This is a genomic window from Taklimakanibacter lacteus, assembly GCA_003576695.1.
Classification (GTDB): Bacteria; Pseudomonadota; Alphaproteobacteria; order Rhizobiales; family Aestuariivirgaceae; genus Taklimakanibacter; species Taklimakanibacter lacteus.
The window spans coordinates 93,359-116,284 of the sequence record QOZQ01000003.1; the positions used below are offsets into that span (position 1 = coordinate 93,359).

The window sequence follows — 22,926 nt, forward strand, 5'->3', positions numbered from 1 at the left end:
CGAAAAGAATGAACGGCCTGAAATCTGCTGCCTTCGCCGTCCTCTTCTTCTGCTGCGGCTTCTTGGCAAATCAGACTCTCGACATCGCGAGCTTGGCGGACGAGGGCGATGCGCAAAGACTCGCTCTGGCGAAAGAAGTTATGACTGTCGCGGGATTTGATAGTGCGGCGAAAGTGTATATGGCGGCCTACGCCCGCCAAGCGGTTTCCTCCTGGAAGAGTACGCTTCCATCCTTGAAAGAGGGCGCAGAGAAAGCGCTTGAAGAGGAACTCACCACTCGTCTGGTTCAGGAATATCTGGATCTAGGACCGGAGATAACAAGAGTCTTTGCAAAGCATTTCTCGTCTTCCGAGATGCAAGGACTGCTTGATTTTTATAGATCACCTCTGGGACAAACCTTCCTTGCCAAGGTGGGTGCCTATGACGAGGAGGTATATTCCACAATTTATCCAAAGATTGCGTCTTCAACAGAGCGTCATTGGTTTTTGGCAATCGACGTCCTGCGCGCCCAAGGCAAGCTCTGACGATGACCCAATACGACTACGATCTCTTTGTCATCGGCGCGGGCTCGGGCGGGGTGCGGGCGGCGCGCATCGCAGCACAGCACGGCGCCAAGGTCGCGGTCGCCGAGGAATACCGCGTCGGCGGCACCTGCGTCATCCGCGGCTGCGTGCCGAAGAAGCTCTTCGTCTATGCGAGCCACTATGCCGAGGCCTTCGAGGATGCGGTGGGCTTCGGCTGGACGACCGAGAAGGTGTCCTTCGACTGGCAGACGCTCGTCGCCAACAAGGACAAGGAGATCGACCGGCTCAACAAGGCCTATATCCGCAATCTCGAAGGCGCGGGCGCCGAGCTGATCATGGCGCGCGCCAGCTTCGTCGATCGCCACCGACTGGCATTGTCGACGGGCCGCGAAGTCACCGCCAAACATGTGCTCATCGCCACGGGTGCGCAGCCCTTCGTGCCGCTGCATCTGCCGGGACGCGAGCTTGCCATCACCTCGAACGAGGCCTTCCATCTCGAACGCCTGCCGGCGCGCATCTGCATCGTCGGCGGCGGCTATATCGCGGTCGAGTTCGCCGGCATCTTCAACAATCTCGGTGTCGAGACCGTCCTGATTTACCGCGGCGAGAAGATCCTGCGCGGCTTCGATGAGGATCTGCGCGACCATCTCACCGCCGAGATGAGGAAGAAGGGCATCGAATTCCGCCTGGGCTGCGATGTCGCCAGGATCGAGCGCTCGGGCGATGGCGTGCGCGTCACCTGCAATGACGACACCGTCTTCGGCGCCGGCCAGATCATGTATGCGACCGGGCGCATCCCCAATGTCATGGACCTCGATCTGGAGAAGGTCGGCGTCGAGCTGACCCCGCATTATGCCGTGAAGGTCGATGATTATTCGCGCACGAGTGTCGAGAACATCTACGCCGTCGGTGACGTCACCAACCGGCTGAACCTGACGCCGGTCGCCATTCGCGAAGGCCACGCTTTCGCCGATACGGTGTTCGGCGGCCGCCATATCGCCGTCGATCATACCAACGTGCCGACGGCCGTCTTCTCGCAGCCCGAGATCGGCACCGTCGGCTTGAGCGAAGAGAAGGCGCGCGAGCTGCATCCGAGCATCGACATCTACAAGACGTCCTTCCGCCCGATGCGCGGCACCATGTCCGGGCGCGACGAGCGCATGCTGATGAAGCTGGTGGTCGATGCTGCGAGCGACAAGGTGCTGGGCTGCCACATCATGGGGCCCGATGCCGGCGAGATGGCGCAGCTTCTGGGCATTGCCGTCAAGATGGGGGCGACCAAGGCCGATTTCGACGCGACCATGGCGCTGCACCCGACCGCCGCCGAGGAACTGGTCACCATGCGCCAGAAATGGACGGATTGATCAAATATCCAATCTAGCGCGCAGGACGTTCTGATGGAATCGTCGCGGCGCTCTATCTTTTTGTTTGCGCATCGGATTATCCGAAAGCCGCCGCGCACTTTTCGGTCCGATGCTCTGGATGCGACCCGGCGACACATGCCGTGGCGCCATCATCGCACTATGATTCGATCTTTCGGATCTGCTGAAGGTAAGCGATGACCCTCGAGCCGCATCCCTTGCGTGGCGCCGTGCTTGGCGAGGTTCATGCCAGGCCCTTTGCGGCCGTTTCACCGCCTTTGCGCCTGCTGCATTTCGCCTTCATGACCGATGCGGAGCTTGCCGCGCAGGATCGCGCCGCCTTTGGCGAATTCGTCGCGGCGCGCGGCCATCGCGGGCCCGATGCTGCCTCGAAGCATTATCGCGTCGGTTTCGCCGACTCGGCGCTGCGTTGGGAACAGCATGCCGAATTCACGACCTATACCTGGGAACTGGCGAGCCCCGACCGGACACCCTTCGCCCGCCCGGGTGGCGAATTGCAGAAGGCGATGCTGCAATTGCCGCAGCCGGGCCCGTTGATGGTGGCGGTCGACCTTCATTTCCTGTCCGAGGCCGATGGCGAGGGCTGGCAGAAGGTCTTCGATCAGGCGAGTCTCGTGGCTTTCGAGACGGAAGCCGGCGATGCGCTGGTGGCGACCGATTTCCTGGCCGCCAATGACGGCTTCGTGCGCATCCTTGTCCTCGACCGCGGCATGTCGGCGCCCAGGGCCGGCATCTTCATCCAGCAGCTCCTCGAACTCGAGACCTACCGCACCTTCTGCCTGCTCGGCCTGCCTGAGGCGCAAAGGCTGCAGCCGGTCGTGCGCCGCATCGAGCAGTCGCTGGGCGACATCACGGCCGAGATGACGAGGAGCGAGGGGCTCGCCGCCAACAAGGCCCTGCTGCACCGTCTGATGGCGGTGGCGGGCGAGCTCGAGGCGGGCGCCACCCAGTCGCAATTCCGTTTCGGGGCCACGCGGGCCTATTCGGAGATCGTGCGTGCCCGTCTCGGCGCCCTGCGCGAGCGCCCGATCGATGGCTTGCAGACCGTGACCGCCTTCATGGACCGGCGCCTGATGCCCGCCATGCGCACCTGCTTCAGCATGCAGGACCGCCAGATGGACCTTTCCTACAAGCTCATGCATGCCGCCAATCTGCTGCGCACCCGCGTCGATATCGATGTCGAGGAGCAGAACGGCAATCTGCTGAAGGCGATGAGCGAGCGCACCAGGCTGCAGCTCAGATTGCAGCAGACGGTCGAGGGCCTGTCCATCGCCGCCATCAGCTATTACGTGGCGAGCCTCCTGGGCTATGTGCTCGACATCCTTCCCGATGCGGCGCTCGGCATCGATGTCAAATACATCAAGGCAGGACTGACGGTTGCGACCGTCGTCACCATTGCGCTGATCGTGCTTGGCATAAGGCGCCGCCATTCGGAGCGTGCTCCCGCCCATCCGATGGAATAAGGTGCCTTTGGGCGCTGTATCAGGAATAAAGGTCGGAGATGACTTTCCGCGCTGATCTCACTGCCGAGATACCCTATCTGCGCCGCTTCGCCCGGGCTTTGACCGGCGATCCGGCGCTGGCGGACGATCTTGTCCAGGATTGCGTCGAGCGGGCCCTGGTGAAGAGCCATCTCTACGACCCGACGCGACCGCTGAGAGCCTGGCTCTATGCCGTGCTGCGCAACATCCATGTGAGCGGGCTGAGGCGGGAAAGGCGGGCCGGGATCGTCAAGACGGTGGATGACCTCTCCGATCCCGAGGTCATGCAAAGGCCCTCGCAGGAAGGCGAGACATTGTTCCTGCAGGTGACGGCGGCCCTCGACCGGCTGCCCGACCAGCAGCGCGAGGTGGTGGTGCTCGTGGCGCTGGAGGAGATGAGCTACCGCGACGTGGCCGAGATCACCGGCGTGCCGGTGGGCACCGTCATGTCGCGGCTGTCGCGGGCGCGCAGCGCCTTGCGCGAACTGATAGGCGAGGGGGCGAAACCCTCCTTGAGACGAGTGAAATGACGGAACCGGCCAACAACAGCGAAGACTGGTCACTGCATGCCTATGCCGATGGCGAGATTGCCGGGCAGGAATGCCGGGCGCTGGACGAGCGCCTGGCCACCGATCCGGAAGCGCGCGCCAAGGTCGAGGCCTGGCGGCGCCAGAAATCATGGCTGAAGGAAGCCTTCGACCCCGCGCTCGACGAAACAGTGCCGCCCCAGATCAAGGCGGCGCTGCGCCATCGCCGCGGTTTCTCGTTCTCGCCCGCCGCCATTGCCGCCGCCCTCGCTCTGCTGCTGATCGGCGGCGCCGCGGGCTGGTTCGGAAGCCAGCAGATGAACCCGCCCAAGGCGATGGAATTCGCCGATCTGGCCATCGAGGCGCATGAGATCTATTCGCGCGAGAGCCGCCATGCGGTCGAGGTTGCCGCCAATGACAGCGAGCACCTGACGACCTGGCTGTCGAAGCGCGTCGGCCAGAAGCTGGTCATTCCCGATCTCTCGGCGCGCGGCTACAGCTTCATGGGCGGGCGCCTGCTGGCGGCGGGCGACCAGCCGGCGGCGCAGTTCATGTATGAGGACCAGGCCAAGCGGCGCATCACCATCTTCCTCACCGCCAATGCGGGCGGCCGGGAGAGCAAGTTCCTCGTCGTCGAGAAGCAGGGCGTCACCGCCTGCTACTGGCTCGACGGGCCCTTAGGGTTCGTCATCGCCGGCGAGACCAGCCGCGACGACATCGTCTCGCTGGCCCATCTCGTCTATCAGTCCTTCGAGAGCTGAGCGCAGAGGCTCTCGAAAAAATCATCGTCACCCCGACGAAAGTCGGGGCCTACTAAATTCATTCAACATGGGCAGCGCCGCCCGGTTGGCCCTATTGAATGGGTCCCGGCTTTCGCCGGGATGACGGTTTGAGAGGCAACTATTATTTCACCCGCGCCACCGGGAAATCCGGCACCGTGTCGGGCTTGAGCATCACCGCGTTCTGACGATTTCCAGTGAGTTTCTTCACTTGCGTCGTCAGCCACAGATTGAGCTCGGCGGTCGAGATGCTGCCGTCCTTCTCGTAGTCGGCGGCCCCGGCAAGCCCGGCGAGCAGCGTTTCGGTGAAGGCGCCGTTATTCCAGTCGGCGCGCTCGAGCGACAATTCGTTGCCGCCGGAAGAGGCGAACATGATGACGCCCGCATCGGCGCGTGCCATGCGGTTGACGACCGCCGTCACATCGGCCTGGGCGACATCGCCCTTGAGGCTGTCGGCCGAATGACAGGCATCGATGAAGAACAGCACCTTGCCGGCGAGCGAGGAGATGGCCTCGCGGATCTCGCTTTCGCCGATCGCGGTCGAGCGCAGGTCTTCGGGATCGCCGCCCACGGGGAGGAAATAGAAGCGCTGCTTGGCGTCGGTGACGCCATGGCCCGCCAGGAACAGCATGCCCACATCCTCAGGGCCGACCTTGTCCTCGAGCCAGCCCAGCGCCGAGCGGATATTGTCGGCGCTCGCCTCCTTGTCGGTGAGGAGCTTCACCTCGACCGCCTCATAGAGGCTGCCCTGCTGTGCCGCCTCGCTGGCCGAAAAGTCACGCGCATCGTCATCGGCGAAATTGAGCTTGAGGCCGGCCTTGTCATAGTCGCTCACCCCCACGAAGACGGCATAGAGCTTGCGCTTGATCTGGTCCTCGGAAGGCGGTCCCGCCCATTTGAGCGTCACCCGCGCCGGCACGCTCACCGCGTCGCCCTGCCTGGCGATGAGCGCCACCTCGACATCGCGCGCCGGGATCGTCACATCGAGGCTCAGGCTGTCATCCTCATTGACCACCGCCGCGCCGCGCTGGCCTTGCGGGCGGCCGTCGATCAGCACCTCGATCTCATCCGCGGGCTCGCCGTCCGGCGTGCGCACGCGATAGGAGAGCGTCACTACCGCCTCGGTGACGGACGTGCCCTCCGCCGGTTTCACGATCTCGATCACCGGCGGCAGGATATCGGTGATCTCTTCCTTGCGCGGCGGGCGCTTCGCTTTGGCATTGGCGTTCTTGATCGCCTGGTCCTCGTCATAGGTGTTGAACACCTCGCGCACGATATCGGGCCGGTAGAACTGGTCGTGGAACTGGCTGGCCGGGAAGAAATCGGGCGCCTGGTCGAAGCCGCGATTGACATGCCAGCCGATCAGATCTTCACCGCCGGGCGAGGCCGCGTAATATCCCGTGGGCGTCCAGGCGATCCAGCGCTTGTCGGTCGCATCGACGAAGAGGGCGAGGAGCTCGGCGCCGTCGGCAAGGCGATACCAGCGGATCGTGCCGTCAGTATGGGCGGCAATCAGCAACTGGTCCCTGGCGGTGATGTTGAGCCCCCAGGGAATGGAAGGCACCGCAAGCGACCAGAGCGGCGTGCTCTTCTTCGTGTAGCGGCGCAATGACCAGTTGGTGCCGAGCACCAGGGTCTCGCCATCTTCCTCGATCGCGAGCGAACGGCTCCTTTCATTGCGGTCGAGCTGAAGCGGAGCCCCGCTGACGGTAGGTTCAAACTCGTCCTGCCAGTTCCTGACGTCGAGCTTCGTGACATTGGCGGGCTTGAGATCGCCGGGCGGCTGCGGCGCTTCGGTGAAGCGCAAGGTCGCCATATCGAAGAGCCAGGGGTCCTGGCCCTCGATGCCGAGACCGAAGCGCACGCGCATGCCGTCTTCGCTGACGGTGAAATTCTCGCCGAGCTCGCCGCGCAGATCGGCGGCAATGCTCGTCTTGCGCAGAACGATGTCGCCCTTCGCGTCATAGACGGTGAACCCGCCATTGGCATCCGCAATGGCGGCGCCGCCGCCTGGCAGGGCCTTGAGATCCATGACCGTGTTGCCAGCGGCATCGTGGGCACGGCGTTTGCCTTGCCCCTCTTTGTCCCAGGCAAACATCTGCATGCGTTCGACGCCGCCCTGTGTGTAGTAATCACCGGCGGCAAAGATCGTCTGTCCGTCATCAGACCAGCCCACCGCAGCCAGATCGCCGATGGCGAGCCCGCTGGTGTCGGCCTGATAAAGACGCTGAAGACTCCTGGCATCGAGAATATCGACCGCCATGGTGCCGACATAGCCCACCAGCAGCTTGCTGCCGTCCGGCGAGAAGGCAACGCCCTCCGTCCTGTCATTGCTCGGTGCATGGATCGATCCCTTGAGATTGAGATCGGCGCCATAAAGCCTGAGGCCGCGGTCATGCGAGGTGACGGCCATCTCGCCGGCCGAGCTGAAGGCGATGCCGTTCACCTGGTCGCCATATTCGCCGTCGGTGAGTATCCGGTTCCATTGCGCCGTGTCCCAGACCGCAATGCCGGCGCTGCCGCCCATGCCGACGGCGAGGCGTTTGCCGTCCGGCGAGAAGGTGAGCTCGTCGATGACCTGCGGATGCGGTCCGAGCCGGCCCAGAATATGGCCGGTGACCCGGTCGAAGATGTAGACGTAGTAATCGAGCGCGGTGTTGTCGACGTCATCCCAGCCGCCCGCCGCCACCAGCTTCCCATCCGGGCTGATTGCCGTCGCAAAGACCTTGCCAATATCGCCCGGCGCCGCCGGCAGCCGCAAGGTCTTGAGCAGCCGGCCCTCGGGCAGCGACCAGACGCGCACCGTCTTGTCTTCGGACCCGGTGACCAGGATCTTCCCGTCAGCGCTCACATCGAGACGCCGGATGGAGGCGGTATGCATGCCGCCATCGATGCGCAGCATCGGCTCCTTGGGGAGTTCCTGGGCCGAGGTGGCCAGCGCCATGAAGCCAAGGGAGAAAAAGCCCAGCAGTCTCGTTAACCACGTCATCTTGCCGTCCCGGATCGCGGTGAAGGGGCGCAGGGAAAATCATGCCCGCACGGCAAGATTATGATTGATGGGTTTGTTCATCATCAACATGTATCAATATAATCCTCTTTTTGATACAATAGCTGTTGCGCTGACGTATCAATAAATGATACAAGGTTGGTCTTGATCAAGAGCTTCAAAAACAAGGTGACCGAAGCGGCGTTCAACGGACAGGCGGCGAAAGGTTTCCCCGCGAATATCCTGGAGGTTGCCCGCCGCAAGCTGAGGATGGTTCACCGTGCCGCCCGGCTCGAAGATCTGAAAGTGCCGCCCAATAATCGGCTCGAACGATTGCGGGGAGACAGAGACGGCCAGTATTCAATCCGTGTCAACGATCAATACCGGATTTGCTTCAGGTGGGTCGATAACAATGCGGAAGAAGTTGAATTTGTTGACTATCATTGAGGTCTCGAGGATTCCGATGTCCAAGAAACTGCCCCCGCTTCACCCCGGTGAAGTCCTGCGCGAAGAATTCCTGATCCCGTTCCAGATGACCGCATATGCCTTGGCGAAGGCCTTGAATGTGCCCCGGACCAGGATCGAGCGAATTGTCCGCGAGGAGATTGGCATCACCGCGGACACGGCGCTCAGGCTTGCCCGCTATTTCGGGACAAGTGCCGATTTCTGGCTCCATCTTCAGAGCGACTATGACAAGGAGACTGCTGAGCTGGGGCTCGCCAAGGAGATCAAGGCCATTGAGCCTATGAAGGCCGCCTGAAGGACAGCCAGCCCTTTTCCCTTCGGGTTTTCGCTGTTACAAGCGCGCCCGAACACCCCAATTTGACAGAAGACAATGAACGACAAGACCGACAATCCGGTACGCGATTACCGCGAGACCCTGTTCCTGCCCAGGACCGACTTTCCGATGAAAGCCGGCCTGCCGCAAAAGGAGCCGGACATCCTCAAGCGCTGGCAGGCGATGGACATGTTCGCCCGCCTCAGAGAGGACGCCAAGGGCCGCGAGCTCTTCATCCTCCATGACGGCCCGCCCTATGCCAATGGCAATATCCATATCGGCACCGCGCTCAACAAGATCCTGAAGGACCTGATCGTCCGCTCGCAGCAGATGTCGGGCAGGGACGCCAATTACGTTCCCGGCTGGGACTGCCACGGCCTGCCGATCGAATGGAAGATCGAGGAGCAGTACCGTGCCAAGGGCAAGAACAAGGATGCGATCCCGATCAACGAGTTCCGCCAGGAATGCCGCGCCTTCGCCGAGCACTGGAAAAACGTGCAGTCGGAGGAATTCCAGCGCCTCGGCGTCATCGGCAACTGGAAGGACCCCTATACTACCATGAGCTTCGCGGCCGAGGCGCAGATCGCCCGCGAGCTGATGAAATTCTCCGTGAGCGGACAATTGTACCGGGGCTCCAAGCCGGTGATGTGGTCGGTGGTGGAGAAGACGGCGCTGGCCGATGCCGAAGTCGAGTACCAGGACTACACCAGCGATACGATCCATGTGAAATTCCCGGTCACCTTCATGGCCGACGGCACCGCGCCCAAGGGCGATCTCGCCAAGGCGAGCGTCGTGATCTGGACGACCACGCCCTGGACCATCCCCGGCAACCGCGCCATCAGCTATTCACCCAGGATCGCCTATGGCCTCTATGAGATCGTGCAGGCGCCAGCCGACAATTGGGCGAAGACCGGCGAGCGCCTCATCCTTGCCGACAATCTCGCGAGCGAGACCTTCAAGGCCTGCCGCGTCGAGGAGTTCAAGCGGCTCGCCGATGTCGATATCGCCGGGATCGCGACCTGCGCGCATCCGCTGGTGGCACTCGGCTATGATTTCCGCGTGCCGCTGCTCGCCGGCGACCATGTCACCGACGATGCCGGCACCGGCTTCGTGCATACCGCACCCAGCCACGGCGCCGACGACTTCGATGTCTGGGAGGCCAATCTGGGCAAGCTCAAGACGATGGGCATCAGGACCGAGATCCCCTTCACCGTCGACGCCGACGGCACCTTCACCGCCGAGGCGCCGGCCTTCACCGGCAAGCGTGTGCTCACCGACAAGGGCGAGAAGGGCGATGCCAATGAGGCCGTCATCCAGGCGTTGATCGCCGCCAATGCGCTGATCGCGAGGGGCCGCCTCAAGCACCAGTATCCGCATAGCTGGCGCTCCAAGAAGCCGATCATCTTCCGCAATACGCCGCAATGGTTCATCTCCATGGGAGATGGCGAGAATGACGGCCTGCGCGCCAAGGCGCTGAAGGCGATCGATGACACCCAGTTCGTGCCGCCCGCCGGGCAGAACCGCCTGCGCGGCATGATCGAGGCGCGTCCCGACTGGGTGATCTCGCGCCAGCGCGCCTGGGGCGTGCCGATCTGCGTCTTCGTCGACAAGGCGACCGGCGTCGTTCTCAACGATCCGGAAGTGAATGAGCGCATCGCCAACGCCTTCGAGGCGGAAGGTGCGGATGCCTGGTTCGCCGACGGCGCCCATGAGCGTTTCCTGAAGGACCGCGTCACCGATCCCAATGAATGGGAGAAGGTGAACGACATCCTCGATGTGTGGTTCGATTCGGGATCGACCCATGCCTTCGTGCTCGAGCAGCGCCCCGATCTGCGCTGGCCGGCCGATGTCTATCTCGAAGGCTCGGACCAGCATCGCGGCTGGTTCCATTCCTCGCTGCTCGAGAGCTGCGGCACCAGGGGCAGGGCGCCCTACGACACCGTCATCACCCATGGCTTCACAATGGCCGAGGACGGCCGCAAGATGTCGAAGTCGCTCGGCAACCAGGTCTTCCCGCAGGACGTCATCAAGCAGTCGGGCGCCGACATATTGCGGCTGTGGGTTGCCTCGACCGACTATGCCGACGACCAGCGCATCGGGCCTGAGATCCTCAAGAGCAATGTCGAGGCCTATCGCAAGCTGCGCAATACCTTGCGCTACATACTGGGCACGCTCGACGGCTGGGAGGAGTCCGAGCGCCTCCATCCCAAGGACATGCCGGAGCTCGAGCGCTACATCCTGAACAAGCTCGCCGACATCCATGCGAGCGTCGTTGCGGGCTATCGCGCCTATGACTTCAAGCAGGTCGTGGCCACCCTCATCAATTTCATGAATGTCGATCTCTCGGCCTTCTATCTCGATATCCGCAAGGATGCGCTTTATTGCGATGCGCCGTCGTCGCTGCGCCGGCGCGCCTGCCGCACCGTGATGGACCAGCTCTTCCATTGCCTGTCGACCTGGCTCGCCCCCATCCTCTGCTTCACCGCCGAGGAAGCGTGGCTGTCGCGCTTCGCCGGCGAAAAGAGCTCCGTCCATCTCATGCAGTTCGCCTCGCCGCCGGCCGAATGGATCGATGCCGATCTGGCCGGCAAGTGGGACAGGATCCGCGATGTGCGCCGGGTGATCACCGGCGCGCTCGAGATCGAGCGCCAGGTGAAGAAGACGATCGGCTCATCGCTGGAAGCGGCGCCCGAGATCCATGTCGCGGACAAGGATGTGCTGGCGCTGCTTGAAGGCATCGACATCGCCGAGATGGCGATCACCTCCGAGGCGAAGCTCGTCGCAGGCGAGGGGCCGGCCGACGCCTTCCGTCTCGATGACGTGAAGGGCGTGGCGGTCGTGTTCAAGCCGGCCGAGGGGCGCAAATGCGCCAGATCCTGGAAGATCACGCCGGCCGTCGGCAGCGACAGGGAATTCCCCGATATCACGCCGCGCGATGCGGATGCGGTGCGCGAATGGCAGAAGCGTCACAAGAAAAAGCTCTTCGCGTGAGGCTGTGGGGCAGCCTGTCGGTTCTGGGGCTGGTCTTCGCCGCGCTCAGCTTCGGCATCGACCAGACCTTCAAATGGTGGATGCTGCATGTCGTCGATATCGCGAGCCGTGAGCCGATCGCGCTGCTTCCCGTTTTCGACATCGTGCTCGCCTGGAACCGCGGCATTTCCTATGGCTGGCTGTCGGGGGGAACCTCGCAGGGGCTCCTGATCGCCGTGGCGCTTTCTATCAGCGCCGGGCTGTGGGTATGGCTCGCCAAGGTGACGCGGCCGGTGACCGCCGCCGCCATCGGGCTCATCCTCGGGGGAGCGCTTGCCAATGCCTTCGACCGCGCCGTCCATGGCGCTGTGGCCGACTTCTTTTCCTTCCATGTCGGCAGCTTCGACTGGTACATTTTTAACCTCGCCGATGTAGCCATCGTTGCCGGGGTGGCCCTCTTGGTTTATGAATCCCTAAGAGAGGGCAGAACGAGGTAGCGGTCACGGAATTGCCCGATTGCCGGGGCAGTTTTGCGGCATTCCGCACATCCGGGGACTAGCGAAGGGAACTGCAATATCATGAAAATGGCCTATGGCCTCGTCCTCAGCCTTGTGGCGGCTTTTGCCGTTGCCGGCTGTTCCGAGACCAAAATGCAGGATTTGCTGGGTTCGGGAAAGAATGCGACGCCGGACGAGACGCAGGTGCGCGTCAACCGCAACCTTTCCATGCCGCCTGATCTCAATTTGCGTCCGCCCTCGGGCGAGACCAGTGAAGACGGCCAGCCCCAGCAGATCGCCAGCGCCCCGCCCCCGGCCGAGCCCGCGATGGACCAGGCGCAGCCGCAGCCCGCACCGATGACGACGGCTGCCGCCAATCCCCCGCCCGCGCAAGGCCAGCAGCCGCCGCAGCAGGACGTCTACGAGAAATACGGGATCTCGAAGGTGGGGCCGGACGGCAAGCCGAAGACCGAGAACCAGCTGTTCAAGGAATTGAAGGCGGCGCAGCTTGCCGAGAAGCGCAAGACCAATCCGAATTACGGGACGATCTGGAACATGGGCAACGTGTTCAAGGATGAATAGGCGCGGGCCATGGTCCCGCATCGCCAGCCTCTTCAGCCCGCCCGCCGCATCACGCCAATTTTACCACACAGGTGATCTCATGAGCTTCAAGCGCCGCGGGCTTTATGCCGCTTTCGCGGGCGTGTTTCTGCTGGCGGTGTTTGTCCGCCCGCTGCCCGCCGCCCAGCCTCTGGCCGAGACCTTCACCCTCAATAACGGCATGCAGGTGGTGGTCATTCCCGATCACCGCGCTCCCGTCGTGACCCACATGGTGTGGTACCGCGTGGGTTCGGCCGATGAGCCGCAGGGCAAGGCCGGCATCGCGCATTTCCTCGAGCATCTGATGTTCAAGGGCACCACCAAATATCCGCCCGGCGCCTTCAACCGCATCATCCGCCAGAATGGCGGCGAGGATAACGCCTTCACGTCGAAGGACTACACGGCCTATTTCCAGCGCATCGCCAAGGAACGGCTGGGCCTGGTGATGGATCTCGAAGCCGACCGCATGCAGAACCTGGTGCTTAAGGACGAGAATGTGCTGCCCGAGCTCAAGGTGGTGGAGGAGGAACGGCGCGAACGCATCGACAATGATCCCTCGAGCCTGCTCAGCGAGCAGATCGACGCCATGCTCTATCTGGCGCATCCCTATCGCAAGCCGGTGATCGGCTGGATGCCGGAAGTCAACAGGCTGACGCGCGACGATGCGATCGCTTTCTACAAGGCGCATTACACGCCCGCCAACGCCATCCTCGTCGTCGCCGGCGATGTGACGCCGGACGAGGTGAGGAAACTGGCCGAGGAGCATTACGGCAAGCTCGCGAACACTTTCGATGTGACGGCGCGGATGCGCACCGAGGAGCCCGAGCCGATCGCGCCGCGCCGCGTCACGCTGACCGATGCGCGCGCCGCTTCGCCGGTCGTCCAGCGTGCCTATCTGAGTGTTTCCTACGCCACCGCTGCGAAAGGCGAGGCCGAGGCGCTCGACGTGCTGGCCGAGCTCCTGGGCGGCGGCGCCACCAGCCGTCTCTACAGGAAGCTGGTGGTCGAGAAGCGCCTCGCCTCCTATGCCGGCGCCTGGTATTCGGGCGACGGGTTGAATTCAGGCATCTTCGGCGTCTATGGCTCACCCGTCCCCGGCGGCGCGGTCGAGCCGGTGGAAGCCGAGATCGATGCCATCCTCGAGGACATCAAGGCCAATGGCATCACCGAAGATGAGCTTGCCCGCACCAAGGCGACGCTGATCGCCGACACCGTCTATGCCCGCGACAACCAGGGCACCCTCGCCCGCGCCTTCGGCTCGGCGCTGACCACCGGCATGACCGTCGCCGATGTGCTCGCATGGCCGGACCGCATCCAGGCGGTGACGCTCGAAGACGTGAAGGCCGCCGCAGCGAAGACCTTCGATGACAGGCGCTCGGTGACCGGCGTCCTCCTGCCGGCCGCCGGCGCTCCGGCCGGCGGCGGTGAGCCCACCGATCCGACGCCGTCCAACTCCACCCAACAGTAACGCATGAGGCCCGTGATGCGCCCGCTTCGCCCGTTCTTTGCGGCACTCGCCATCGTCGCCATCCATGTCCTGCCGGCGCAGGCCATCGAGATCAAGGAAGTGAAGAGCAAGGGCGGCATCACCGCCTGGCTGGTCGAGGACCACACCAACCCGCTCATCGCCATGCAGTTCTCCTTTTCGGGCGGCGCCGTCAATGACGCCGCCGGCAAGGAGGGCACCGCCAACTTCATCACCGCGATGATGGATGAAGGGGCGGGCGATCTCGATTCGGCCGCCTTCCAGGCGAAGCGCGACGAGCTGGCGATGAAGATGTCCTTCGACGCCAGCTTCGACCGGTTCCAGGGCTCGTTCCAGACTTTGGCCAACCGGCGTGACGCCTCCTTCGCGCTGCTCAAGCTGGCGCTCGCCAAGCCGCATTTCGCGCAAGAGCCGCTCGATCGGGTGCGCGACCAGCTCCTCGTCGGCGCGCGCCGCAAGGAAGAGGAGCCCGACACCATCTCGTCGCGCGCCTGGATGGCGAAGGCTTTCGCCGATCATCCCTATGCGCGCGAGACGGACGGCACGGTGAAGTCCATCGCCACGATCACCGCCGAGGACCTCAAGGCGATGCACAAGCAGCTTTTCTCACGCAAGGGCCTGAAAGTGGCCGTTGTCGGCGACATCGACGAGGCGACGCTGGCGCGCCTGCTCGACGAGACCTTCGGCGATCTCCCCGACACCGATCCGCCGAAAGCGGCGCCGATGTTCCATGTCGACGGCAAGCCCATGACCGAGGTGATCGACCGCGACATCCCGCAGAGCATCATCACCTTCGGCACCGATGGCATGCTACGGGCCGATCCCGATTTCATCCCGGCCTATGTCGCAAGCTTCGTCCTCGGCGGCGGCGGCTTCGGCTCGCGTCTCACCGAGGAAGTGCGCGAGAAGCGCGGCCTCACCTATGGCGTCTCGATCGGCCTCTATTCGTTCGATCATGCGGGCCTCGTCTTCGGGCAATTGGGCACGCGCAACGAGAAGGCGGGCGAAGCGCTCGGCGTCGTCAAGGACACGATGAGGAAATTCGCCGAGGAGGGGCCGACCGCCGCCGAGCTCGCCGAGACCAAGACCTATCTCACCGGCTCCTATGCGCTGCGCTTCGATTCCAATTCCAAGATCGCCAGGCAGCTGCTTGCCATCCAGGAGGACAATCTCGGCATCGACTATATCAACCGCCGCAACGACATGATCGATGCGGTGACGCTCGATCAGGCCAAGGTCCAGGCCAGGCGCATCTCCGAGCCCGACAAGCTCATCGTGACGGTGGTCGGCAAGCCGGAAGGGATCAAGTCCGACGGGCAATAGCGCGGCGCTTATTCTTCCTTTTCGACGCGCCTCAAAATAGCCCGGTAGCGGCTGAAGATTGCCGCATCCTCGAAGAAGTTCACTTCGATATCGGCGATTTCGTCGATGGTCAGGCCGGGCCAGTGTGCCTTCAGCTTTGCCAGGGTGTCCTGCGCCTGCCTGATTTCTCCCAATTCGAAATGGCAGACGGTGAGATGAGTGAGCGACCACGATGTCACGGTTTCCATTTTCGCGTAACAGGCCGTTGCCTCGCGATATCGTCCGGCGGTCGTCAGCAGGATGCCACGAAAGTCCTCGTACCAGCCCACGGCGAATGGGTCACGGCGCTGGGCTTCGGATATGTCGCGAAGTCCCTCTTCCGGCCTGCTCGTGTAATTGAACAGCAGAGCGCGGATGCTCAGAATGAACGGGTCATTCGGGTTCAGGGCAACCGCACGGTCGAGGCTGATTTCAGCCTGCTTGAAGCGACATAGATACAGGAGAGCGAAGCCGGCGGCGAGATGCCCATAGGCCTCGTCCGGGTCAAGCTGCAATGCGGCCTGTGCGATCTCCAATCCGGCATGAAGATGGTCACGAAGGTGATCGCGAAGATGATCCGGATTGTGGTAGATCCAGTAGCATTTGATGGCCTCGACAAAGCCGAGCATGGCGTGGGCGGCGGCAAACCGCGGATCGAGCGCTACCGCCTGGCGCAGCAAGGGCTCCGCTTTGCGCACCGTGTCATAGGTGGCCGTCAGTTGCAGCGCCCGCAGGTAAAATTCATAAGCCGACATGTTGTCGGTCGGTCGAGCCCTGGCGTGCGATGCAATCGCGGTTCTGGCCTGCCGGGCCAGGCGGGCCGCGATCATCTGGGTGATTTCGTCCTGGATGGCGAATATGTCGGTGAGCTCGCGGTCGTAATGCTCTCCCCAGACATGGGCCGTCGAGGATGAGTCGATCAGCTGCACGGTGACCCGGACCCGGTTGCCGAACTTGCGCACGCTGCCTTCGACGACATACTGGACACCGAGCTTCTTCGCTACGTCGGCCAGGTCATTCGTCTTGCCGCGGAACTGGAAGGACGAGTTTCGTGCAATGACCAGAAATTCTCTGAACCTTCCGAGCTCGGCGATGATGTCTTCGGTGATCCCGTCGCTGAAATAATCCTGCTCCGGATCGCCGCTCATATTGTCGAAGGGCAGCACCGCTATGGAGGTTTTGGAGGGTGCGGGCTTCTCGCCGGCCGCCTGGCCGGCCGGTTCGCCCGCACCGTTTACGGCCAGTGTCGAGGCTGGTCTCGGGCCAGCATACTTGTAGCCGCGGCCATGCACCGTCATGATCATGCCGGTGTCCAGCGCCTTGCGCAGCGCCGAAATATGCACTTGCAGTGTGTTTTCTTCCACCACCAGGCCGGGCCAGACCGCATCGAAGAGCTCGGTTTTGCCGACAACCTCTTCCGGCCTCTCCAGCAGCATGGCAAGGATGTCGAAGGATCGCGCCGAGAGCTCCACCGGCCCCTTGGGACCCAGCAGAAGCCGTTCGGCGCGCTTCAGGCGATAGCTCCCAAACTCCAAGTCCATATGCCGAGAACTCCGCTCCTTGGCGGGACGGAGGATAACTCAACTTGGTCGTGAAGGCGAACTTCAGGGCTTTCCAGGAGGAGTTTAAGGCGTCGGGGCGACGAAGGGGTTGGTCTCGCCGGCATCCTTGTTCGTCTCATAGCAGCGATCGAGCCGCGCCAGAGCGGCGGCGCTCTTGTCGAGCGGGATCTTCAGCGTGGCGCCGGCGCCGCGCACATCGAGATGATTGGCATTGCGCAATGCCTTGTTGAAGCGGGCGTCGGTCAGGGCCAGGCGCACCGTGTCGCTGGTCGCCGTGACATCGGCCTTCCAGGCCACCGAGCCCGCCGCGAAGTCGACCGCATAGCTCTTTCCGTTGTCGAGCTTCCAACGCTCTGAGGTCAGCGTCAGCGATGTTCCGGCCTCGTCGCGTGCGAAACTGGCCTTGAGCCCGGCATCGGTCATGCGGCTCATGATGCAGCGATCGAATTTCTGTTCCTTGGTGAAGCTCGCCTCGATCTGCCACGGCCCGATGAGGACGGCCATCTGATCATTGGCAGCTTGCGCCTGTGCGGCGCCGGACAGCACAATCACGGCGAGAAAGATGACGCGACCTTTCATGCAAACCTCCTCATGCTGCGAACAGGGAAATCCCGCTAGTGCGCATCCCGGCGAAGTGGAATCACTTCGCCGAAAAGGATTCGCGCCAAATCAATATGTTGGAGCAAATCCTTGTCGCCAAAGTCTTCAACTTTGGCGGGATTTGCTCAGATAAGAACGTTTCCGACAAAAAGTTCCCTCAGGAATGGCGGGCCCGCAACGCCATGTTTTCCTCTTCGAGGGCCGCGATCCGGGCCTGAAGCTCAGCCAGCACGCGCTCGACATCCTCGGCGTCGATCTTCTGCGGGATGTGCTGTGGGCAGTTGATGTCCCAGGCTTCGACATCGAACAGGATCACCTGCTCGGGCTTTGCTTCATAGTCTCGCGGCATCAGTTGCGCGAGCACCTCTGCATCATGGCTGATGCGCGCCCGGCCCCACAATTTCACGCGCCGGCGATGGGCGTAATCCATGAGGAAGAGAAAGGCCTTGTCGTTCTCGGCAAGATTGCCGGTCGTCACATATTGCCGGTTGCCCTTGTAGTCGGCGAAAGCGAGCGTCTTCGGGCCCACGATCCGGATGAAGCCCTTGGGCCCGCCGCGATGCTGGGCATAGGGCTGGCCCGCCGCATTGGCGGTGGCGAGATAGGCCGTGTCGACGCTGCTCAGGAACTGGGCGAGGTCTTCGGTGAGCCCGGTGCGGAAGCCGCCGCGCTCCTCCATCCGTGCATAGTTCTGCCGCGACCCACGCTCGGCCTGGATGGCCTTGATGGTGGGGGTGAAGGCGATATCGCTGGAAGGGGTGCTCATGCCCCGGAATATATTTATTTCCTGAAGAACGATAATATCTGTAATTGGCACAACATTATTGCTATTCCTGCACGAATGGACCGGATCGACACGATGGCCGCTTTCGTGGCCGCCTGCGAGGCCGAGAGCCTCACGGCCGCCGCCCGCCGCCTTGGCCTGTCGCCCTCGGTCATCTCGCGCCAGATCGCCAGCCTCGAGACCCGCCTGGGCGCCCGGCTTTTCCACCGCACCACGCGCTCGCTGAGCCTCACCGATGCCGGGAGCCGCTATCTCGAGCGTGCCCGCCGCATCCTGGCGGATATCGAGGAGGCCGAGCAGGCGGCGCAGAGCGAGAGGACAGAGCCGAAAGGCAGGCTCTCCATCACCGCGCCCCTGATCTTCGGCCGGCTGCATGTGGCGCCTCTGCTCGCCCGCTTTGTTGCGCGCCACAAGCAGGTCTCGGCGGAGCTCAATCTGTCCGACCGCTTCGTCAACCTGGTCGAGGAGGGCCATGACCTGGCGATCAGGATCGGTCATCTGCCGGACTCGCAACTGATCGCCAGGCGCTTCGGCGAGACACGGCGCGCCGTGGTCGGAAGTCCCACCTATCTGGCGGGCGCCGGCACGCCGCTGCATCCGCGCGACCTTGCGGGTTTCGACCTCATCGCCTTCACGCCGCTGTCGCCGCCCCATGACTGGCACTTTGTCGAAGCGGGCGCCGACTTCCGCATCAGCCTCGCGCCGCGCTTCGTGACCAATAGCGGCGATACGGCGATCTCGCTGGCGCTCGCCGGCTCAGGCCTCGTCCGGGTACTCTACTACCAGGTGCGGGATGCGATCCGGGAGGGAAGCCTGGTCGAGGTCCTGGCGCCTTTCGCGCCCGAGTCCCTGCCGATCCATGCCGTCTATCCTTCCGCCAGATTGCTGCCGGGCAAGGTGCGCGCCTTCATCGAGCTGGTTGCCGAGACGGCAGATTGGCGCTTGAGCTAGCGCCGCACTAGATTACCCGCATGAGGATTCGCAGACTTCCGGAAGGCATCGCCAACCGCATCGCCGCGGGCGAGGTGATCGAGCGCCCGGCCAGCGTCGTCAAGGAACTGGCCGAGAATGCCATCGATGCCGGGGCGCGGCAGATCGATGTCGCCTTCCGCGATGGCGGGCGCAGCCTGATCCGCGTCAGCGACGACGGCGAGGGCATGGATCGCGACGAGCTCGACCTCGCAGTCGAGCGCCATGCGACCTCGAAGCTCGCCGATGACGATCTTGTCGAGATCCGGACGCTGGGCTTTCGCGGCGAGGCGCTACCCTCGATCGGCGCGGTGAGCCGGCTTTCTCTCGCGTCCCATGCACGCGCGGCACGGGACACCTGGCGCATCGAGGTGGCGGGCGGCCGGAAGTCCGCGCCCGCGCCCGCGCCCCGCATCGAGGGGACGACGGTCGAGGTGCGCGATCTCTTCTATGCCGTGCCGGCCCGGCTCAAATTCCTGCGCTCGCCGCGCGCCGAGACGGCGGAAGCCGCCGATGTGGTGCGCCGCCTGGCGCTCGCGGCCCCCCATGTCGGCTTCAGCTTCACCTCCGAGGAACGCGTGCTCATCGACCTGCCGCCGGAAGCGGAAGATGACACTGGCCGCAGGCGCCGCATCGCGCGGGTCATGGGCGAGGAGGTCTTCGCCAATATGGTCGATTTCGACGGCGGCAAGGACAGCTTCAGACTATGGGGCCTGGCAAGCCTGCCCACCTATCATCGCGCGCAAGCGGGCCTGCAGTTCTTCTTCGTCAATGGCCGGCCGGTGCGCGACAAGCTGCTGGCCGGCGCCATCCGCGGCGCCTATGCCGATCTCCTGACGCGCGGGCGCTTCCCGGCCGTGTGCCTGTTCATCGAATGCCCCAGCGCCTTCGTCGATGTGAATGTGCATCCGGCCAAGGCCGAGGTGCGCTTCCGCGATTCAGCCTTGGTGCGGGGCGCCATCGTCTCGAGCATCCGCGAGGCCTTGGGCGGCGGCAGCCGCAGGACCTCGGCCGGATTATCCGCCGCGACGCTGAGCGCGCTCCGCCCGGTGATGCCGCAGCGCCGCCCGGCTTTTGTCGAAACCGCCTTTGCCGGCTTCGCGCCGCAAGGCATGGAAGAGGAGCAGGCGCATTTCGCCATGGACAATGTCGCCTCGGCCCGCATCGAGGAGGCGCTGCCGCTGACCGAAGAGGTACCGCATCCCTTGGGCGCGGCGCGGGCGCAGTTCCATGAGAACTATATATTGGCGCAGACCGAGGACGGCATCGTCATCGTCGACCAGCATGCCGCGCATGAGCGCCTGGTCTATGAAGAGCTGAAGGCAGAGCGCGCGGGAAAGAAGATCGCGACCCAGCCTCTGCTCATTCCCGATGTGATCGATCTCGATGCCGGCGCCGTCGAGCGCCTTGCTTTGGCGGCACCGCTTTTGGCCGAGCTCGGCCTCGTGCTCGAGCCCTTCGGCGAAGGCTCCGTCGTGGTGCGCGAAGTGCCGGCAGCGCTGTCCGGCGGCCGGATCGCGCATCTGGTGCGCGATCTCGCCGATGATCTCGCCCAGGACCAGAGCACGACGGTCGAGGAGCGCGTCAATCATCTCCTCGCCACCATGGCCTGCCATCATTCGGTGCGCTCGGGCCGGCAATTGCGCGCCGACGAGATGAACGCGCTGCTGCGCAAGATGGAAGTGACGCCCAATTCCGGCCAGTGCAATCATGGCCGCCCGACATTCATCGAGCTGAAGCTCAGCGACATCGAGCGGCTGTTCGGCAGGAGCTGAGTCAGGTCGCCCGCGCGATCAGGATCTGCGTCTCGCCATAGATGCGCCGGTCGAGCTCGCTGAGCTCGGGCGGGCAGGCGAGGGTGGCACGATCGGCTTCCTCGACAACGACGATGGCCCCGGGCGTGAACCAGCCGCCTTCGACCAGGGATTTGAGCGCCTTGCTGCCGAGGTCCTTGTTGTAGGGCGGATCGGCGAAGACGAGATCGAAGCCGGGTTGCGGCGCCGCGGGTCCGAGCCGCGTGGCATCGCGCCGCCAGATCTTGCATTGGCCGATGACGCCCAGGGCGTCGGCATTGCGCCGGATCACGCCGCGCGCCTCGGCTGAATCATCGACGAACTGGCAGAAGCGGGCGCCGCGCGACAGGGCTTCGAGCCCCATGGCGCCGGTGCCGGCGAAGAGGTCGAGGACGCGGGCATCCGCGATGGAAAAGTCCTCGATCCCATGCGCCAGGATGTTGAAGATCGCCTCCCGCACCCGGTCGGAAGTCGGCCGCGTGGCCTGTCCCTTGGGACCGGCGAGCCCGTGGCCTTTGAATTTTCCCCCGACGATGCGCATGAACATTCCCACTAGGACCAACAGACTGCCGGCTCGATTGCAGATTCGATGCGGTCTTGTCGAGCAGTTATGACGCCAAGCTTGATTTGCCACCATTATGGTGGCATTTCCCGTTTAGGAGAAATGATCATGGCGACGTCGAACAAGACCTTGCCCGATACGATGGTATCGCCGGAGACGGGAGAGATTCTGCGCCGCGGTGTCCGGCCGTTTGTCGTTACCTACAAGGGCGAGAGCGTTACCGTTGATCTGCCGGGCTATTATCCAGAGGGTGGAAATGACGGCGCCCATCTCGGCGATGACATGGCTGCCGCCGATCAGGCTTTGCGTGCTCTCAAGGAGAAGCTCGAAGGGATACCGTCGCCATCAACGATCCGCCGGGTGCGCACTCGCTTGAATTTGTCGCAGCGAGAGGCGGGCACACTTCTCCGAGTGGGGGAAAATGCTTTCGACAAATATGAAAGAGGACTGGTCGAACCCAGCGGCCCGACCAGTCAGTTGCTGCGTCTACTCGATCGTCATCCCGAATTGATCGAGGATTTGCGGTAACACTGCTCATAGGTGTTCACAGGCTGCGGCGGATTTCGGCCACACCGAAAAGCATGAGGAAGCTGCCGGCGAGGCGGTCGATCCACAGCCTCACGCGCGCCCCCAGCGCATGGCGGAAGAGTGTCACGCCGCCGACGATGCCGCACCACCACAGGAGCGATCCCACGGTCACGCCGCCCACGGTGGCCGCAGCACTGGCCGGATCGAAGCCGGCCTTGGGCGCCAGTGCCGCGAAGATCGCCGCGAACATGATGATGGTGGGCGGGTTGGTGAGGGTGAGGAGCAGCGAGCCCCAGAAGGCGGTGAAGGTCGAGGCCGTGACGGCGCCAGACGCTGCCGCGCCACCATCCTGCTTGCGCCAGAAGGTCGTGATTCCGAGATAGAGCAGGAACAGGCCGGCGGCGAGATGCAGCGGGCGGTCATAGGCCAGCATGAATTCCGAGATGCCGGTGAGGCCGAGTGCCGCCACCGCGGCATAGAGGCCGTCGCCCGCGGCAATGCCGAGGCCGGTGGCAAGGCCAGGACGCCAGCCATGGGTCAGACTGCGACGCATGCACAGGATCGACATCGGGCCGACGGGGGCTGCGACCGCGAGGCCGAAGCCCATGGATGTGATGAAGACGGGCAGAAGGCTTGAGGTAAAGGTCATCGAATTCTCCTGAAAGATGAGGCAGGGAATTCGGTAAGCCCCGCCGGATTGAAGGGGCGGGCTGGAGCGGGATGGAAGGGGATCTAGCTGGACCTCGTCATCACGCGCAGGAAAGCGCACGCCGGTTT

21 protein-coding genes are annotated in these 22,926 nt (G+C 63.5%); 15 read left to right on the top strand and 6 right to left on the bottom strand.

Annotated elements, in window-relative coordinates:
• Positions 1-8 precede the first annotated feature (8 nt).
• From DT068_RS06090 to DT068_RS06110, 5 genes are all read left to right on the top strand, one after another.
• A complete protein-coding gene (locus DT068_RS06090; protein ID WP_119388919.1) occupies positions 9-524 on the top strand; it encodes a DUF2059 domain-containing protein in 516 nt (171 codons plus the stop codon).
• Between the two features lie 2 nt (positions 525-526).
• Entirely contained in the window at positions 527-1,888 is a 1,362-nt protein-coding gene (gene gor / locus DT068_RS06095) for a glutathione-disulfide reductase (protein WP_119388920.1), read from the top strand.
• Positions 1,889-2,082: 194 nt separating this feature from the next.
• Complete coding sequence (locus DT068_RS06100) at positions 2,083-3,369, top strand: DUF3422 family protein (RefSeq protein ID WP_119388921.1); 1,287 nt, start codon at positions 2,083-2,085, stop codon at positions 3,367-3,369.
• A 38-nt stretch (positions 3,370-3,407) separates the two neighbouring features.
• Positions 3,408-3,917 carry an RNA polymerase sigma factor gene (locus tag DT068_RS06105; RefSeq protein ID WP_119388922.1) on the top strand — a complete coding sequence of 170 codons (510 nt, stop codon included), beginning with the start codon at positions 3,408-3,410 and terminating at the stop codon, positions 3,915-3,917.
• Positions 3,914-4,675 (top strand): anti-sigma factor family protein, encoded by a 762-nt coding sequence (locus tag DT068_RS06110; RefSeq protein ID WP_119388923.1) that lies wholly within the window; start codon positions 3,914-3,916, stop codon positions 4,673-4,675. The genes DT068_RS06105 and DT068_RS06110 overlap by 4 nt, the downstream gene beginning before the upstream one ends.
• A gap of 142 nt (positions 4,676-4,817) precedes the next feature.
• On the opposite strand, the gene DT068_RS06115 is transcribed toward DT068_RS06110, so the two are convergent.
• Complete coding sequence (locus DT068_RS06115) at positions 4,818-7,682, bottom strand: caspase family protein (RefSeq protein WP_119388924.1); 2,865 nt, start codon at positions 7,680-7,682, stop codon at positions 4,818-4,820.
• Between the two features lie 162 nt (positions 7,683-7,844).
• On the opposite strand from DT068_RS06115, the gene DT068_RS06120 reads away from it, so the two are divergent.
• The 7 genes from DT068_RS06120 to DT068_RS06150 all read left to right on the top strand — a co-directional run bounded on the left by DT068_RS06120 (position 7,845) and on the right by DT068_RS06150 (position 15,333).
• Positions 7,845-8,126 carry a type II toxin-antitoxin system RelE/ParE family toxin gene (locus tag DT068_RS06120; RefSeq protein WP_119389283.1) on the top strand — a complete coding sequence of 94 codons (282 nt, stop codon included), beginning with the start codon at positions 7,845-7,847 and terminating at the stop codon, positions 8,124-8,126.
• 16 nt (positions 8,127-8,142) lie between these two features.
• Positions 8,143-8,439: a HigA family addiction module antitoxin gene (locus DT068_RS06125; protein ID WP_119388925.1), complete on the top strand. Its 297-nt coding sequence runs from the start codon at positions 8,143-8,145 to the stop codon at positions 8,437-8,439.
• 75 nt (positions 8,440-8,514) lie between these two features.
• On the top strand, positions 8,515-11,448 hold the full coding sequence (ileS, locus tag DT068_RS06130) for an isoleucine--tRNA ligase (RefSeq protein WP_119388926.1): 2,934 nt from the start codon (positions 8,515-8,517) through the stop codon (positions 11,446-11,448).
• Positions 11,445-11,924, top strand: a complete 480-nt coding sequence (lspA, locus tag DT068_RS06135) for a signal peptidase II (RefSeq protein ID WP_368904474.1) — start codon at positions 11,445-11,447, stop codon at positions 11,922-11,924. Before ileS ends, lspA begins: the two co-directional genes overlap by 4 nt.
• 81 nt (positions 11,925-12,005) lie before the next feature.
• Positions 12,006-12,506 (top strand): hypothetical protein, encoded by a 501-nt coding sequence (locus tag DT068_RS06140; protein WP_162914028.1) that lies wholly within the window; start codon positions 12,006-12,008, stop codon positions 12,504-12,506.
• A 79-nt stretch (positions 12,507-12,585) separates the two neighbouring features.
• Positions 12,586-13,992, top strand: coding sequence for a M16 family metallopeptidase (locus DT068_RS06145; RefSeq protein WP_162914029.1), 1,407 nt, complete (start codon positions 12,586-12,588; stop codon positions 13,990-13,992).
• A 15-nt stretch (positions 13,993-14,007) separates the two neighbouring features.
• Positions 14,008-15,333, top strand: a complete 1,326-nt coding sequence (locus DT068_RS06150) for a M16 family metallopeptidase (RefSeq protein ID WP_162914030.1) — start codon at positions 14,008-14,010, stop codon at positions 15,331-15,333.
• A gap of 8 nt (positions 15,334-15,341) precedes the next feature.
• On the opposite strand, the gene DT068_RS06155 is transcribed toward DT068_RS06150, so the two are convergent.
• The 3 genes from DT068_RS06155 to DT068_RS06165 all read right to left on the bottom strand — a co-directional run bounded on the left by DT068_RS06155 (position 15,342) and on the right by DT068_RS06165 (position 18,279).
• On the bottom strand, positions 15,342-16,892 hold the full coding sequence (locus DT068_RS06155) for a winged helix-turn-helix domain-containing tetratricopeptide repeat protein (protein WP_119388931.1): 1,551 nt from the start codon (positions 16,890-16,892) through the stop codon (positions 15,342-15,344).
• An 84-nt stretch (positions 16,893-16,976) separates the two neighbouring features.
• A complete protein-coding gene (locus tag DT068_RS06160; protein ID WP_119388932.1) occupies positions 16,977-17,492 on the bottom strand; it encodes a hypothetical protein in 516 nt (171 codons plus the stop codon).
• Positions 17,493-17,670: 178 nt separating this feature from the next.
• Entirely contained in the window at positions 17,671-18,279 is a 609-nt protein-coding gene (locus tag DT068_RS06165; RefSeq protein WP_119388933.1) for a pyridoxamine 5'-phosphate oxidase family protein, read from the bottom strand.
• Positions 18,280-18,372: 93 nt separating this feature from the next.
• On the opposite strand from DT068_RS06165, the gene DT068_RS06170 reads away from it, so the two are divergent.
• Positions 18,373-19,248, top strand: coding sequence for a LysR family transcriptional regulator (locus DT068_RS06170; protein WP_368904475.1), 876 nt, complete (start codon positions 18,373-18,375; stop codon positions 19,246-19,248).
• A 20-nt stretch (positions 19,249-19,268) separates the two neighbouring features.
• Positions 19,269-21,041 carry a DNA mismatch repair endonuclease MutL gene (gene mutL, locus DT068_RS06175; RefSeq protein ID WP_119388935.1) on the top strand — a complete coding sequence of 591 codons (1,773 nt, stop codon included), beginning with the start codon at positions 19,269-19,271 and terminating at the stop codon, positions 21,039-21,041.
• Between the two features lies 1 nt (position 21,042).
• On the opposite strand, the gene rsmD is transcribed toward mutL, so the two are convergent.
• Positions 21,043-21,600, bottom strand: coding sequence for a 16S rRNA (guanine(966)-N(2))-methyltransferase RsmD (gene rsmD / locus DT068_RS06180; RefSeq protein ID WP_119389284.1), 558 nt, complete (start codon positions 21,598-21,600; stop codon positions 21,043-21,045).
• A 129-nt stretch (positions 21,601-21,729) separates the two neighbouring features.
• Between rsmD and DT068_RS06185 the strand changes: the two genes are divergently transcribed.
• Positions 21,730-22,149, top strand: a complete 420-nt coding sequence (locus DT068_RS06185) for a type II toxin-antitoxin system MqsA family antitoxin (RefSeq protein WP_119389285.1) — start codon at positions 21,730-21,732, stop codon at positions 22,147-22,149.
• Positions 22,150-22,165: 16 nt separating this feature from the next.
• On the opposite strand, the gene DT068_RS06190 is transcribed toward DT068_RS06185, so the two are convergent.
• Positions 22,166-22,798 carry a LysE family translocator gene (locus tag DT068_RS06190; protein WP_119388936.1) on the bottom strand — a complete coding sequence of 211 codons (633 nt, stop codon included), beginning with the start codon at positions 22,796-22,798 and terminating at the stop codon, positions 22,166-22,168.
• Between the last annotated feature and the right edge of the window lie 128 nt (positions 22,799-22,926).

Coding starts and splice junctions, on each gene's coding strand:
- DT068_RS06090 (WP_119388919.1), top strand. CDS start 9: ATGAACGGCCTGAAATCTGCTGCCTTCGCCGTCCTCTTCTTCTGCTGC.
- gor (WP_119388920.1), top strand. CDS start 527: ATGACCCAATACGACTACGATCTCTTTGTCATCGGCGCGGGCTCGGGC.
- DT068_RS06100 (WP_119388921.1), top strand. CDS start 2,083: ATGACCCTCGAGCCGCATCCCTTGCGTGGCGCCGTGCTTGGCGAGGTT.
- DT068_RS06105 (WP_119388922.1), top strand. CDS start 3,408: ATGACTTTCCGCGCTGATCTCACTGCCGAGATACCCTATCTGCGCCGC.
- DT068_RS06110 (WP_119388923.1), top strand. CDS start 3,914: ATGACGGAACCGGCCAACAACAGCGAAGACTGGTCACTGCATGCCTAT.
- DT068_RS06115 (WP_119388924.1), bottom strand. CDS start 7,682: ATGACGTGGTTAACGAGACTGCTGGGCTTTTTCTCCCTTGGCTTCATG.
- DT068_RS06125 (WP_119388925.1), top strand. CDS start 8,143: ATGTCCAAGAAACTGCCCCCGCTTCACCCCGGTGAAGTCCTGCGCGAA.
- ileS (WP_119388926.1), top strand. CDS start 8,515: ATGAACGACAAGACCGACAATCCGGTACGCGATTACCGCGAGACCCTG.
- DT068_RS06140 (WP_162914028.1), top strand. CDS start 12,006: ATGAAAATGGCCTATGGCCTCGTCCTCAGCCTTGTGGCGGCTTTTGCC.
- DT068_RS06145 (WP_162914029.1), top strand. CDS start 12,586: ATGAGCTTCAAGCGCCGCGGGCTTTATGCCGCTTTCGCGGGCGTGTTT.
- DT068_RS06150 (WP_162914030.1), top strand. CDS start 14,008: ATGCGCCCGCTTCGCCCGTTCTTTGCGGCACTCGCCATCGTCGCCATC.
- DT068_RS06155 (WP_119388931.1), bottom strand. CDS start 16,892: ATGGACTTGGAGTTTGGGAGCTATCGCCTGAAGCGCGCCGAACGGCTT.
- DT068_RS06160 (WP_119388932.1), bottom strand. CDS start 17,492: ATGAAAGGTCGCGTCATCTTTCTCGCCGTGATTGTGCTGTCCGGCGCC.
- DT068_RS06165 (WP_119388933.1), bottom strand. CDS start 18,279: ATGAGCACCCCTTCCAGCGATATCGCCTTCACCCCCACCATCAAGGCC.
- DT068_RS06170 (WP_368904475.1), top strand. CDS start 18,373: ATGGCCGCTTTCGTGGCCGCCTGCGAGGCCGAGAGCCTCACGGCCGCC.
- mutL (WP_119388935.1), top strand. CDS start 19,269: ATGAGGATTCGCAGACTTCCGGAAGGCATCGCCAACCGCATCGCCGCG.
- rsmD (WP_119389284.1), bottom strand. CDS start 21,600: ATGCGCATCGTCGGGGGAAAATTCAAAGGCCACGGGCTCGCCGGTCCC.
- DT068_RS06185 (WP_119389285.1), top strand. CDS start 21,730: ATGGCGACGTCGAACAAGACCTTGCCCGATACGATGGTATCGCCGGAG.
- DT068_RS06190 (WP_119388936.1), bottom strand. CDS start 22,798: ATGACCTTTACCTCAAGCCTTCTGCCCGTCTTCATCACATCCATGGGC.